11 protein-coding genes and 2 pseudogenes are annotated in these 12,944 nt (G+C 74.4%); 7 read left to right on the top strand and 6 right to left on the bottom strand.

Annotation, left to right across the window (positions count from 1 at the left end; genetic code table 11):
* Positions 1-34 precede the first annotated feature (34 nt).
* Positions 35-520, bottom strand: a complete 486-nt coding sequence (locus ACQP2P_RS37345; protein ID WP_433609094.1) for an NUDIX hydrolase — start codon at positions 518-520, stop codon at positions 35-37.
* A 120-nt stretch (positions 521-640) separates the two neighbouring features.
* On the opposite strand from ACQP2P_RS37345, the gene lgt reads away from it, so the two are divergent.
* The gene (lgt, locus tag ACQP2P_RS37340) at positions 641-1,669 is read left to right on the top strand and encodes a prolipoprotein diacylglyceryl transferase (RefSeq protein ID WP_433609092.1); all 1,029 of its coding nucleotides are present in this window, start codon (positions 641-643) and stop codon (positions 1,667-1,669) included.
* Entirely contained in the window at positions 1,669-2,853 is a 1,185-nt protein-coding gene (locus ACQP2P_RS37335) for an FAD-dependent oxidoreductase (protein WP_433609090.1), read from the top strand. Before lgt ends, ACQP2P_RS37335 begins: the two co-directional genes overlap by 1 nt.
* On the opposite strand, the gene ACQP2P_RS37330 is transcribed toward ACQP2P_RS37335, so the two are convergent.
* Both ACQP2P_RS37330 and bioB read right to left on the bottom strand, forming a co-directional pair.
* Complete coding sequence (locus ACQP2P_RS37330) at positions 2,843-3,022, bottom strand: hypothetical protein (RefSeq protein ID WP_433078778.1); 180 nt, start codon at positions 3,020-3,022, stop codon at positions 2,843-2,845. The two genes, ACQP2P_RS37335 and ACQP2P_RS37330, sit on opposite strands and share 11 nt — an antisense overlap.
* On the bottom strand, positions 3,019-4,002 hold the full coding sequence (bioB, locus tag ACQP2P_RS37325; protein ID WP_433609088.1) for a biotin synthase BioB: 984 nt from the start codon (positions 4,000-4,002) through the stop codon (positions 3,019-3,021). Before bioB ends, ACQP2P_RS37330 begins: the two co-directional genes overlap by 4 nt.
* Positions 4,003-4,107: 105 nt before the next feature.
* Between bioB and ACQP2P_RS37320 the strand changes: the two genes are divergently transcribed.
* On the top strand, positions 4,108-5,235 hold the full coding sequence (locus tag ACQP2P_RS37320; protein ID WP_433609086.1) for an aminotransferase class I/II-fold pyridoxal phosphate-dependent enzyme: 1,128 nt from the start codon (positions 4,108-4,110) through the stop codon (positions 5,233-5,235).
* Positions 5,232-5,981 carry a dethiobiotin synthase gene (gene bioD / locus ACQP2P_RS37315; RefSeq protein ID WP_433609084.1) on the top strand — a complete coding sequence of 250 codons (750 nt, stop codon included), beginning with the start codon at positions 5,232-5,234 and terminating at the stop codon, positions 5,979-5,981. The genes ACQP2P_RS37320 and bioD overlap by 4 nt, the downstream gene beginning before the upstream one ends.
* A 1,119-nt stretch (positions 5,982-7,100) precedes the next feature.
* Here bioD and ACQP2P_RS37310 read toward each other — a convergent pair.
* Entirely contained in the window at positions 7,101-7,733 is a 633-nt protein-coding gene (locus ACQP2P_RS37310; protein ID WP_433609082.1) for a histidine kinase dimerization/phospho-acceptor domain-containing protein, read from the bottom strand.
* Between the two features lie 151 nt (positions 7,734-7,884).
* On the opposite strand from ACQP2P_RS37310, the gene ACQP2P_RS37305 reads away from it, so the two are divergent.
* Together ACQP2P_RS37305 and ACQP2P_RS37300 are read left to right on the top strand one after the other, a co-directional pair.
* The gene (locus ACQP2P_RS37305; RefSeq protein ID WP_433609080.1) at positions 7,885-8,679 is read left to right on the top strand and encodes an ArsR/SmtB family transcription factor; all 795 of its coding nucleotides are present in this window, start codon (positions 7,885-7,887) and stop codon (positions 8,677-8,679) included.
* A gap of 14 nt (positions 8,680-8,693) precedes the next feature.
* Positions 8,694-9,083 (top strand): annotated as a pseudogene (locus ACQP2P_RS37300) (IS110 family transposase); the annotation flags it as partial.
* Between the two features lie 322 nt (positions 9,084-9,405).
* Here the strand turns inward: ACQP2P_RS37300 and ACQP2P_RS37295 are convergent.
* Both ACQP2P_RS37295 and ACQP2P_RS37290 read right to left on the bottom strand, forming a co-directional pair.
* The gene (locus ACQP2P_RS37295; protein ID WP_433609078.1) at positions 9,406-10,248 is read right to left on the bottom strand and encodes a L,D-transpeptidase; all 843 of its coding nucleotides are present in this window, start codon (positions 10,246-10,248) and stop codon (positions 9,406-9,408) included.
* 10 nt (positions 10,249-10,258) lie between these two features.
* Positions 10,259-11,668: a PLP-dependent aminotransferase family protein gene (locus ACQP2P_RS37290; protein WP_433609076.1), complete on the bottom strand. Its 1,410-nt coding sequence runs from the start codon at positions 11,666-11,668 to the stop codon at positions 10,259-10,261.
* 72 nt (positions 11,669-11,740) lie between these two features.
* Here ACQP2P_RS37290 and ACQP2P_RS37285 point away from each other — a divergent pair.
* A pseudogene (locus tag ACQP2P_RS37285) lies at positions 11,741-12,937 on the top strand (APC family permease); the annotation flags it as partial.
* Positions 12,938-12,944 lie beyond the last annotated feature (7 nt).

The raw sequence follows: 12,944 nt of genomic DNA, 5'->3' as shown, positions 1-12,944 counted from the left end.
GGACCCGGTCCCTCATGAAAACTACGGGAAAACTTCAGGCGGCGGTGACTTCGGGCTCGGGATCGCGCTGCAGCTCGCGGATCACGCCGGCGCGCCCGGCGGCGGCGTCGGCGAGCGCGGTGCGCGTCGTCACGGTCAGCGGCTGCGGCAGCGCGTCGGGGGAGTGCCACGACAGCCGGCTGATCCGGCCGGGCGCGTTGACGACCGGGCCGCCGCCGTCGAGCCGGCCGCGGAAGACGTGCACGAACAGGTCGGGGATGCCGCTGCCGCAGCCGTCGCCGGTCAGCTGGTACATGCCGAGCAGCTCGACGACCTCGGTCTCCAGGCCGGTCTCCTCGCGCACGTCGCGGATGACCGCGTGCACCGGGCTCTCCTGCGGGCGGATCTTCCCGCCCGGCAGCCCCCACAGCCCGTGGCCGCCGGCCTGCCGGCAAAGAAGAACGCGGCCGGCCGCGTCCTCGATGACCGCGGCGACCGCGCAGGTCACCTTGCTACCGTTACTCAGCGTTGAGTAGCTCATGCCCCGACTTTAGGCCGACCCGCCCAGCGTCGCGAGACCTTCGCTGATGGTGATCTCTCCAGCGTGCCTACCCCGGCCCGGGCATCGCTTCCTGGCGGATCGGCGGTAGCGTGTGCACCCGTGAATGCTGTCCTGTCTCCGCTGGCCGAGATCCCGAGCCCGACCCGTGGCGTCTGGGACCTCGGACCGATTCCCCTGCGCGCCTACGCGCTCTGCATCGTGCTGGGCATCGTGGCCGCCTGCTACATCGCCGACCGCCGCCTGCGGGCGCGGGGCGCGCCACCCTGGGTGATCCTCGACGTGGCGATCTGGGCGGTGCCGTTCGGCATCGTCGGCGCCCGGCTCTACCACGTGATCACGTCCCCCGAGGCGTACTTCGGGGAGAACGGCTCGATCCTCAAGGCGTTCAAGATCTGGGAGGGCGGCCTCGGCATCTGGGGCGGCATCGCGGCGGGCGCGCTCGGCGCCTACATCGCGTGCCGCCGGATGAACCTGCCGTTCGCCATGACGGCCGACGCGCTCGCCGTCGCCCTGCCGGTGGCCCAGGCGCTCGGGCGCTGGGGCAACTGGTTCAACAACGAGCTGTACGGCAAGGAGACCTCCCTGCCGTGGGGCCTCAAGGTCTACAACTGGGACACCGAGCACGGCCGGGCCGCGGAGGCCGGCGGGCAGCCGATCGTGCTGGGCGTGTTCCACCCGACGTTCCTCTACGAGTCGCTGTGGTGCATCGGCGTCGCCGTGGCCGTCTGGCTGCTCGACCGCAAGTACCGCTTCGGCCGCGGCCGCGCCTTCGCGCTCTACGTGATGCTCTACACCGTCGGGCGCTTCTGGGTCGAGCTGCTGCGCATCGACGACGCGCACCACGTCCTGGGCATGCGCCTGAACAACTGGACGTCGATCATCGTCTTCGCCGCGGCGCTCGTGTACTTCCTGCGCGTGCGCGGCCCGCAGGAGCACGTCACCTACGACGAGGACGGCCACATCACCCTCGTCGCTCCCGCCGCGGCCTCCGCCGGCTCCGAAGGCGGATCCGAGGCCGGCCCCGCAGCCGACGAGGAGCCGAAGGCGATCGAGGCGGCTCCCGAGCCCGAGGAAGAACCCGCGGAAGCGGCGAAGGAAGAACAGGAAACCAAGGAAACGCAGGGCTGATGCGCACGGCGGTAGTGGTCGGCGCCGGCATCGGCGGGCTCGCCGCCGCCGGCGCGCTGGCCCGCTCCGGCTGGAAGGTCACCCTGCTCGAACGCGACGACCGGCTCCGGCCCGGCCGCGCCGCGCTGGTCCTGTGGCCCAACGGGGTCCGCGCGCTGCGGGCCCTGGGCCTGGCCGCCGGCCTGGACGGCATCTCCACGCCGGTGCCGCCCGCGGGCATCCGCCGGCCGGACGGCTCCTGGCTGGTGCCGCCGGCCGCGCTCGCGACCACCGGCGACCTCAGCTCGCCGCCGGTCGTCGTGCACCGCGAGGATCTGCACGACGCGTTCATCGCCGGCCTCGGCGACCAGGTCGACGTCCGCGGCGGCATCGCCGTGCAGAGCGCCCGGGTGCGCCGCGACCGGCCCGCGGTCGGTGACGGCCGGGTGATGTTCGAGGCCGATCTCATCGTGGCCGCGGACGGGCCGGACAGCGCGATCCGGCGCCGGCTCGCCCCCGCGACCACCTTCGCCAGCGCCGGGTTCGCGGCGTGGCGGGCGGTCATCCCCTGGTACCGCGTCCCCGAGCTCCCCGCCGGCCTCCCCGCGCACGGCGAGCTCCTCGGCTCCGGGCAGCGGTTCGCCTACGCGTCGCTGGGGGAGCGCGGCTCGGCCGGCGGCTCGACCCGCGGCGGCATCTCCTGGGTCGCGACCGTGCCCGGGGCGCTGCGCCCCGAGCCGCCCGCCGGCCAGCTGGCCCTGCTGCGGCGCTGGTTCGCCGGCTGGCACGAGCCCGTGGCCCAGCTGCTGGAGACCACCGAGGCCGAGGACCTGGTGCAGGAGCCGGTCGGTGAGCTCACCCCGCTGCCCGACACGCTCGGGCCGGTGGCGGGCGCGGGCGGCTACGCGCTCGTCGGCGACGCGGGCCACGCCATGCCGCACCACCTGGCCCAGGGCGCCTCCCTCGCGCTGGAGGACGTGGCGACCCTGCAGACGGTGCTCGCGGGCGGGGCGGTGCCGGCGGCGCTGCAGGAGTACAACCGGCTGCGCCGTCCCCGGATTCTCCGGGTGCTGCAGCAGTCCCGCAAAGCCGCGGCGGTGCTGCAGAGCCGCGGCCGGATCGCGGCCTCCATCGCCCGGGTGCATCCCCGCACGCTGGAGCGCGCCGCGGCCGCGGCGACCGAGTGGGGCGGCCCTACCGGGTGAGCACCCCGTGCTCGACGCAGGCGGCCGACCAGCCGCTCGGCAGCACCTGGACCTTCATGCGGCGGCGGCAGTGGGTGCAGTACCGCGGCGGCTCGAGGGTCCTGGCCTGTGCACACGCGGCGTGGGAGCCGTCGGCCAGCGGCTCCCCGCACCGGTCGCAGTAGGTCACAGCGTCGCCGACAGGGCCTTGACCGGCATGCTCAGCTCCTCCAGCAGCGCCAGGTCCTGCTCGGGCGAGCGGCCCAGCGTGGTCAGGTAGTTGCCGACGATCACCGCGTTCACCCCGCCGAGCAGCCCGTCACGGGTGCCGAGGTCACCCAGGGTGATCTCCCGGCCGCCCGCGTACCGCAGCAGCGTCCGCGGCAGCGCCAGGCGGAACGCGGCGATCGCCCGCAGCGCGTCCTTCGGGTCGAGCACCGGCTGCTCGGCCAGGGGCGTGCCCGGGCGCGGGTTGAGGAAGTTCAGCGGTACCTCGTGCGGGTCGAGCTCCTGCAGCTGGATCGCGAACTCGGCGCGCTGCTCGACGCTCTCGCCGAGGCCGAGGATGCCGCCGCAGCAGACCTCCATGCCGGCCGCGCGGACCATCCGCAGCGTGTCCCAGCGCTCGTCCCAGGTGTGGGTGCCCACGACGTTCGGGAAGTAGGACTTCGCGGTTTCGAGATTGTGGTTGTACCGGTGGATGCCCAGCTCGGCCAGCCGGTCCACCTGCGCCTGGGTGAGCATGCCGAGCGAGGCGGCGATGTTGATGTCCACGGCCTCACGGATCGCCGCGACCCCGTCGGCGAGCTGCGTCATGAGCCGCTCGTCGGGCCCGCGCACCGCGGCCACGATGCAGAACTCGGTCGCGCCGGTCGCCGCGGTCTGCCGGGCGGCCTCGACCAGCGAGGGGATGTCGAGCCAGACCGCCCGCACCGGCGAGGCGAACAGGCCCGACTGGGAGCAGAAGTGGCAGTCCTCGGGGCAGCCGCCGGTCTTGAGCGACACGATGCCCTCGACCTCGACCTCCGGGCCGCACCAGCGCATCCGCACGTCGTGGGCGATCGCGAGGTACTCCGGCAGTTCCTCGTCGGAGCAGTGCAGCACCTCGAGTACCCCGTCGAGGTCGAGGCCCTCGCCGGTGTCCAGCACAGCCTTGGCAGCATCAAGCATGCTCGTACCTTACAAATCGTTCGGGCCGCCTGTCCGCACCCGATGACTTTGTGCACACCGCACAATCGGTATCGTAGGGGTCCTACAACGGCAGGGGGAGTCCCGGTGGAGTGGCTGAGCGCGCTCGATGAGGAGGCCGCGGCCCGGCGGGCGGCCGGTCTGCGCCGTGAGCTGCGCCCCCGCGCCGATGACCTGCTCGACCTGGCGGGCAACGACTATCTCGGCCTCTCCCGGCACCCGGCGGTGCTCGCGGCCGCCGCTGCCGCGTTGTCGGCGTACGGTCTCGGCGCCACGGGCTCGCGCCTGGTGCGCGGGACGACCGCGCCGCACGAGGAGCTCGAGGACGGCCTCGCCTCGCTGCTCGGGTTCGGCTCGGCGCTGGTCTACTCGTCCGGCTACCTGGCCAACCTCGGCGCCGTGCGCGCCCTGGCCCGCCCCGGCGCGCTGATCGTCTCCGACGCCCACAACCACGCCTCGATCGTCGACGGCTGCCGCCTCGCCCGGGCCGGCCGCGACGGGACCGAGACCGTGGTCGCCCCGCACGCCGACCCCGACGCCGTGCGCGCCCTCCTCGCCGCGCACCCGGGCCGCCCGGCGCTGGTCGTCACCGAGAGCGTCTTCTCCGTGGACGGGGACCTGGCGCCGCTGGCGGAGCTGTACGAGGCCGCCCGCGCCCACGGCGCCCTGCTGCTCGTCGACGACGCCCACGCGCTCGGGGTCATCGGCCCCCACGGTGCCGGCGGCGTCGCCGCGGCCGGCCTGGCGGGCGCGCCCGGCCTGGCGGTGACCGCGACCCTGTCGAAGTCCCTGGGCGCCTCCGGCGGCGTGATCGCGGGCCCGCCCCAGCTGCACCGCCAGCTCGTCGACACCGGCCGCACCTTCATCTTCGACACCGCCCTCCCGCCCGCCGTGGCCGCCGGTGCCCGCGCCGCGCTGGACCTGCTGGCCGGCGGCGACGACCTGCGCGCCGAGCTGCGGGCCCGGGCCGCCCGCGCGGCCGAGCGCCTGGAGGTCCCGACCCCGGCCGGTGGCGTCATCTCGGTCGCGGCACCCGGCCCGGACGAGGCCCTGGCGTGGGCGCAGGCCTGCCGCGACCGGGGCGTGGCGGTAGGCTGCTTCCGCCCACCGTCCACACCGGACGGACGGTCCCGCCTGCGCCTGACCGTCAACGTCGGCCTCGCGCCCGACGCCTTCGACGAGGCGCTCGACATCATCCTGAAGGAACGCCCTTGAACGCCCCCCTGGACGCCCTGTTCGGCGAGGAGATCCCGGGCCCGCTCACCGGCCCGCTCGTGATCACCGGCACCGACACCGGCGTGGGCAAGACCATCGCGACCGCCGCCATCGCCGCCGCCGCCACGGCCGCGGGCCAGCGCGTCGCCGTGGTGAAGCCGGCCCAGACCGGCACCGCCGACGGCGACGAGCCGGACGCGATGACCGTGGCCCGCCTGGCCGGCCCGGACACGACCCGCACCCTGTCCGAGTTCCCGGACCCGCTCGCCCCGCTGGCCGCGGCCCGGGTGGCGGGCGAGGACGCGCTCACGGCGGTGATGGCCCAGCTGGCGATCCGCGCCATCGTCGAGGACCACGACGTGACCCTGATCGAGGGCGCCGGAGGCCTGCTGGTCCCGCTCGGCGAGGGCGGCTGGACGATCCTGGACCTGGCCGCGGCGCTGCAGGCCACGGCGATCGTGGTCGCCCGGCCGGGCCTGGGCACCCTGAACCACACGGCGCTCACCCTGCGGGCCCTGGCCGAGCGGGAGATTCCGGCACTGGTCGTCTTCGGCACCTGGCCGGCGGAGCCGGAGCTCGTACACCGCACGAACCTGCACGACCTGGACGCCGACCTGGCCGGCGCGATCCCGGACGGGGCGGGGGCGATGACGCCGGAGGTCTTCCGGCGGGAGGCTTTGCACTGGCTGGACGCGCGCCTGCACGGTCGCTTCGACCCGGTGGCGTTCCGTTCTCACAGCCGCTGACGCCCTGTCGCGCGAAGGCCAGGCGACTTTCGGACATTTGCCCCGTCCCGGGGGTGTAAGGCGTTGCTGGCGGCGCGTGCCGGGGCGATATCTCCGATGTCATCGACGGGGGTCGGGGTTGCGCCTACCTTCGCGGCTCTCCCGGAGGGTGTGGCCGGTGCGGGTCGTCGGTGGTGTCCAAACGAGTAAGCGTGGTCCGGCTGCGTCGTTGCCCACTGGGCATTCCTCTCGGCCGTTTTGAGTGTGCCGGGTTCGTCTGGGTCATCATTCGGTGGTCCCGGTTTGAATATGTTCGCCATTTGCGTTGGGCTTGGTTTGAGATCGATGTTTGGGTTGGTTGCTGGGATAATGCTGGTATGGGGCAGATGCAGTTGTTCAGTTCTCGGGAATTGGCTGCTATGCGGGATCGGACGAAGGCTCGGAATTGGTGGCCCGGGAAGGATGAGTTTCGGCGGGAGGCGCAGCGGCGGCGGGATTGGGGTTTGGTGAGACGGTATGCGGAGAAGTTGCGCCGCATCCACGGAGCTGCGGAGAATGCCCCGGCGGAAACGCCGCCCGCCCCACGGCAGCCGGTCGAGGAACATCACGCCGGCGTCCGTTCCGAGGTTGGTGCCGCCTCTGCTCCGGCGCGACAATCTCCCGGTTCCGGGCCACGCGATTGCACCGCCGAAACCGAACAGGACGCCGCCACCCGCGCGCGGTCGGCCCGACCAGAATCAACGGCACCTGCTGAATCTCCGGCTATTTCAGCCGCATTTCGACCACGGCCCGGATCAGGCTCTCGCGCGACGGCGGCGCAAGTCTGTGGTGCACAGATCGGGATTGCGCGCGGTCCTGGGCCGGGGCACTTGCAGCGGGTGAGCGAGGCGCTTGGGCGCGCGCGTTGTGCGGCCGCGGCGTGCGGGCCGCGCGGCGCGTGGCTGCGTGTGCGAATTCGGCGCGGGGCGGCGTGCGGCTCGGACGTCTGTGGGGATACGGCGCCGATGCCAACGCACCTCGCGCAGGCGCGCCCGTGGACGCAACGGGGCCCGAACGCGGCGCACTTGTGGACGCGCGTCAGGCGAACGGCGCTCGGGCGCCCGCCGGACGCTGTGCGCAGTCGTGGGGAAGGCGAGCGGATCAGCGCGGCGACGGGGCCAGGACCGAGGACGGCAGCGACAGCCGGAACGAAGTGTCGTCCAGGCGCAGATCCCCGCCGCACAGATTTGCCACCGCCCGGGCGACCTGGACGTCCGGGGCCGGCTTCGGTGGGGCGTCGCTCGGCCGGCGCTGGGGTGCGGCCGACGTCAGCTCGCCCGCCGGCACGATGCGCGCGTCCAGGCGGATGGACGGGTCGCGGCGCAGGGTTATCTCCACGTGGGCTCGGGCCGGTGCCGCGATCGTCAGCCACAGGACGAGCTGACCGACCAGGTGGCGGCAGATCATCTCGTCCACGGCGACCCGGGCGGTCTCGGGCACGTCGGCGTGCACGCTCACCGCGCCCGCCACGGCGACCCGGCGGGCCAGGTCCACGGCGTCGCGTACCACGCCCACGAGATCCGTCGCGCCCTCCCGGGCGGGCGGGGTGGCGGTGGTCGTGGAGGCCAGGGGGAGCACCACGCTGTCGACGTACCGCTCCAGCCGCACCGCGTTGCGATCGATCGCGTCCAGGCATGCCGCGCCGTCGCCGGGGTCGTCCGGCGGCAGGTCGTCGCGCAGGAGGCGGGTGTACGCCTTGATCGACGTCAGCGGCGTGTGCAGCTCATGGCGCATGCGGGCCGCCGCATCATCACCGGTGGTGAACACAGTACGTCAAACCGGGTCCGGCGCCGCGAAGGTTCGCCCAGTCACTCGTTCGCGTTGACAGGCAACCAAATGGCTGCCTAACATGAGCAACCGAAAGGCTGCATATTAAGGTGCGACGGTGACTGATGTGTTCCGGGCACTGGCCGACGAGAGCCGGCGGGCGCTGCTCGACCGGCTCAACCACGCCAACGGGCAGACCCTGCGCGAACTGTGCGCGGGCCTGGACATGACCCGCCAGTCGGTCAGCAAACACCTGGCCGTGCTGGAGGAGGCCGGCCTGGTCACGACGGTCCGCCGGGGCCGGGAGAAGCTGCACTACCTCAACGCCGCCCCGATCAGCGACATCGCCGAGCGCTGGATCAGCCGCTACGACCGGCGGCGGGTCGAGGCGCTCGCCGACCTCAAGAAGGCTCTGGAGGGACCCTCGATGAGCAGGCCCGAGTTCGTCTACACCACCTACATCCGCACCACGCCCGAGCAACTGTGGAAGGGCATCACGGATCCCGCGTTCACCCGGCAGTACTGGGGGCTGGCCTTCGACACCGACTGGCGCCCCGGCTCCGTGATGACCTGGCGGCTCGACCGCAACGACACGGTCCTCGCCGACCCCGAGCAGGTGGTGCTCGTCGCCGAGCCGTTCACCCGCCTGTCGTACTCGTGGCACAGCTTCACCCCCGAGTGGGCCAAGGCCTACGACCTCGACGAGGGCTACCTCGCCGAGGTCGCGGGGGAGCCGCGCTCGAAGGTGACGTTCGAGCTCGAGCCGCGCGGCGAGCACGTGAGGCTCACCGTCACGCACGACGGCTTCGAGGAGGGCAGCGCGGTGCTCCCGGGCCTGTCGGAGGGCTGGCCGGAGCTGATCGCGAGCCTGAAGTCACTGCTGGAGACCGGCAAACCCCTGAAGACGGCATGACACACCGCTAAATCGTGAAATGTCCGATATGTCGCGGCGCGAAGCGCCCGACATATCGCCGCCCCGAACGCTCCCGGACCGGCCGGGTCCTGGGCGATCAGCAGTTCCCGGCCACCGCAGCCGGCTATCAGGCGCTGCTGGCCTGGCTACGGTCCCTGGGCCGGGTCGTCAAGGTCGGGGTCGAAGGGACCGGTACCTACGGCGCCGGCCTGGCAAGATGCCTGACCGCGTGTGGTGTCGAGCTGGTCGAGGTCGACCGCCCGGACCGCAAGACCCGCCGCAACAAGGGCAAGTCCGACCCGATCGACGCGATCGCCGCCGCCCGGGCCGCCCTGTCCGGGACCGCGGCCGGCGTGCCGAAAACCCGCACCGGACCGGTCGAAGCGATCCGCGCCCTGCGAATGGCCCGCCGCGGCGCGGTCAAAACCCGCACCGCCGCACGCAACCAGCTCCACGGCCTCATCGTCTCCGCCCCGCAACCCATCCGCGCCGCGCGCCACGCACTGCCCACCGGCCGCACTGCTCACCGCCTGCACCAGCCTGACCGCCGACGACACCCGCCTGGCCGACCCCACCGAGGCCGGCAAAGCCGCGCCTTTCCGCCCTGTTCGGCGTCGGCCCCGACGTCGCCGGGCAACTCCTCGTCACCGCCGGGGACAACCCCGACCGCTCGGCGCTGGCGCGCCGTCGCTGCCAGGTCCGCCGCTGGTCACCCCGATTCGATCCCTACGGGAGCACGACCACGGAGGTGCCCGAGCCGATGTTGTCCAGCAGTGTCTTCTGGGCCGCCGGCGGCATCCGCACGCAGCCGTTGGACTTGCGGTAGCCGAACTCGTTGCGGTACCAGGCGTGGATGCCCGTGTGCGCGTCGGCCAGCCCGCTCGCGACGGCCTTCTTGTCGTCCGGCACCGCGCCGAGGGCGAGCACGTCCAGCCCCGCGTACACCTTGCTCGGCAGCGCCGAGCGCCCCAGCACGAAGGTCCGCCCGAGCGGCGTCTCGGTGGCGGACGCGCCGACGGTCACGGTCCACGTCTGCTGGGCCTGGCCGTCGCGCAGCCAGGTGAGCGTGTAGGCGCCGCGGTGCACGACGATCTGGTCGCGCAGCGGGGTGGTGCTCCAGCCGCCCGGCGGCAGCCAGCCGATGCTGCGGTTCATCGAGGGCAGCAGGACCGCCACCCAGCCGTCCTGCCTCGCGACCACCGGCATCACGAGGTTCACGCCGCTGATCTGCGGGGTCAGGTACGCCCGCGCCGTGCCCCCCACCCCGTCGTACACCGGCTGCTTCTCCCGCACCTGCAACCCCTCCGTCAGCGGGACGGTCGAGGCCTGGTCGGGGTCGGCCGGGAACCCGGTCGCCGCCTGCGTGTAGGTGATCGTGGTCAGCCCCGCGGCGGGCGGGGCCGCGCTCGGCGGGGCGGCCGGCGGCGCCGGCGAGGAGGGGCCGGCCACGAGCGTCGTCGGGTCCGGGGCGCCCGGCGTGGCGCCGGGGCCGGCCGGGTGGTGCTTGGCGGAACACCCCGTGAGGGTGATCGCGAGCGCGGCGAGGGCGACGGCGCGGCGGGCGAGCATGGGTATGAACTTAGCCGCTGATCGCCGCCGCCGTGTCCGTCAGCCGGTCCAAGGCGGCCGGCAGATCGGCCGTGGCGATGGCGCCGAACCCGATGGCGAGCCCGCGATCCTCGGCCGGTGACGCGTAGAAGTGCGACAACGGCTCCACGGCCACCTCCGCGGCCCGCAGCGCGCGCACGAGCGCGCCGACGTCGGCGGGGCCGGTGCAGCGCAGGGCCAGGTGCAGCCCGGCGCTGGACGGGACCGGCGCGAACCAGGGCGCCAGCGGCCCGGCGGCGGCCCTGACCACGAGCTCGTGGCGGGCCGCGTAGATCCGGCTGACCCTGCGCAGGTGCCGCCGCAGCAGCCCCTCGTCGATGAACGCGGCGAGGGCCGCCTGCGCCGCGGGCTCGCCGTGCCAGTCGGCCAGGGCGCGGGCCGTGCGCAGCGCCGGGCGCAGGGCCTCGGGCGCGACCAGGAACCCGAGGCGCAGCGACGGCAGCAGCGTCTTGGAGAACGAGCCGACGTAGATGACCCGGCCCGTGCGGTCGAGGCTCTGCAGCGGCTCCAGCGGCCGGTCGGAGTAGCGGAACTCGCTGTCGTAGTCGTCCTCGACGATCGCCGCCCCGTGCTCCTGGGCCCAGGCCAGCAGCGCGGTGCGCCGCGCAAGCGACATCGCGGTGCCCAGCGGGTGCTGGTGGGAGGGGGTGACGTACACCAGCCGGGCCGCCGCGGGAATGCGGTCCACGACGATCCCGTCGGCGTCGACCGGCACCCCGGCGACCCGCGCGCCGTGGCTGCTAAACAGCCGCCGGGCCGGCCGGTAGCCGGGCTCCTCGACGGCGACGACCGCGCCCGGCTCGACGAGCACCCGCGCGACGAGGTCGAGCCCCTGCTGCGCGCCCGCGGTGACGAGCACGTCCGCCGGAGCGGCCCGCACCGACCGAGACAACCCGATGTGCCGGGAGACGGCCGCGCGCAGCGACGGCAGCCCGGACGGGTCGTCGTACTCCGCCGACGCCCGCACCGAGCGCGCCAGCAGCCGCCGCCAGGTGGCGAGCGGGAACAGCGACGCGTCGGGGTGGCCGATGCGCAGGTCGAACCGGGCCCCGGGCGTGGGCGACGCGTCGGGCGGCACCGCCAGGAACCGCGCCGTGGGCCGCAGCGGGCCGGCGGGCGCGCGGCGGGAGAGGGCGGGCGGCCCGCCGTACGACACGAACGTCCCCGCCCCCGACCGGCCGGCGAGGAACCCGTCCCCGACGAGGCGGTCGTAGGCGGCGGCGACCGTGTTGCGGGCGACCGACAGGTCCCGGGCCAGCTCCCGGCTCGGCGGCACCCGCTCCCCGGGCCGCAGCCGCCCGTCGAGGATCGCGTCGCGCAGCTGCCGGTAGATCCGGTCGGTGCGGTCGCCGCGCCCCTCCAGGCTGATGTGCAGGTCCACCGGCTTTGGCCCAATCGATCGTGCGCGGATTGGCCCTTCTGCGGGGCCAAATCCGACCGTAGCGTCGCAGGCATGCTCACCGTCAAGCAGGGCGCGGCGCTGTCCGTCGGCGCGGTCCTCGGCACCGGCGTCATCGCCCTGCCCGGGCTGGCCGCACAGGTCGCCGGGCCGGCGTCGCTCGTCGCCTGGGTCGCGCTCATCGCCCTGTCGGCTCCGCTCGCGCTCACCTTCGCCGCCCTCGGCGCCCGCTTCCCCGACACCGGCGGCGTCGCCTCCTACGTCGGGCGCGCGTTCGGCCCCCGCGCCGCGGCCGTGGTCGGCTGGGCCTTCTACTTCGCCGTGCCGGTCGGGGCGCTGCCCGCGGCCACGTTCGGCGGCGCGTACGTCACCGCCGTGCTCGGCGGCGGCCAGCGCACCACGCTGCTGACGGCCGCGGCCCTGGTGGCGCTGGTCACCGCGGCCAACCTCGGCGGCGTCCGGCTGAGCGGCCGCTTCCAGCTCGGCCTGGCCGCGGCCCTGGTCGCGCTGCTGCTGGCCGCGATCGTCACCGCCCTGCCGCACGCGGACCCGGCCAACCTGCGCCCGTTCGCCCCGCACGGCTGGGCCGCGATCGGCCCCGCGGTCGCGGTGCTCGTCTGGGGCTTCGCCGGCTGGGAGGCGCTCACGTCCCTGGCCGCCGACTACCGCGACCCGCGCCGCGACGTGCCCCGCGCCACCTGGATCGCGGTCGCCGTCGTCGGCGTGCTGTACCTCGCCGTCGCCGCCACCAGCCAGCTCGTGCTGCCCGAGCCGTCCGGCGCGCCGCTGGCCGACCTGCTCGCGCTCGGCTTCGGCCACGGTGCCCGGGCACTGACCGCCGTCGTGGCGCTGCTGCTGACCGCCGGGGCGATGAACGCGTACTTCGCCGGCGCCGCCCGCCTCGGCGCCGCCCTCGGCCGCGACGGCGCGCTGCCGGCCTGGTTCGGCCGCGGCGCCGACGCCGGCCAGGTGCCCCGCCGCAGCCTCGCGGTCGTCGCCGGCCTCGCCGCCGCCACGCTCGTGGTGGCCGCCGTGACCGGGCTCGGCCCCCGGCCCTTGATGCTGCTCACGTCGGGGTCGTTCGTCGTGGTGTACCTGCTGGGCACCGCCGCCGCCGTGCGGCTGCTCCCGCACCGCTGCGCGGCCCGGCGCACCGCCGCCGTCGCGCTGGTCTGCGTCGTCGGCCTGCTCGCCCTGACCGGCGTCTACCTGCTGTGGACGGCGCTGGTCGCGGCGGCGGCCCTCGCCTACCGGGCCG

Origin of the sequence: Dactylosporangium sp. CA-139114, from assembly GCF_050955725.1 — a bacterium.
In the GTDB taxonomy this organism is placed as follows: domain Bacteria; phylum Actinomycetota; class Actinomycetes; order Mycobacteriales; family Micromonosporaceae; genus Dactylosporangium.
The sequence above is the reverse complement of the archived record's forward strand: the minus strand, read 5'-3'. Positions and strand labels throughout refer to the sequence as shown.

Bases quoted from the DNA above. Each gene is read 5' to 3' on its own strand.
- ACQP2P_RS37345 (WP_433609094.1), bottom strand. From the start codon at position 520: ATGAGCTACTCAACGCTGAGTAACGGTAGCAAGGTGACCTGCGCGGTC.
- ACQP2P_RS37335 (WP_433609090.1), top strand. From the start codon at position 1,669: ATGCGCACGGCGGTAGTGGTCGGCGCCGGCATCGGCGGGCTCGCCGCC.
- ACQP2P_RS37295 (WP_433609078.1), bottom strand. From the start codon at position 10,248: ATGCTCGCCCGCCGCGCCGTCGCCCTCGCCGCGCTCGCGATCACCCTC.
- ACQP2P_RS37310 (WP_433609082.1), bottom strand. From the start codon at position 7,733: ATGCGCCATGAGCTGCACACGCCGCTGACGTCGATCAAGGCGTACACC.
- bioB (WP_433609088.1), bottom strand. From the start codon at position 4,002: ATGCTTGATGCTGCCAAGGCTGTGCTGGACACCGGCGAGGGCCTCGAC.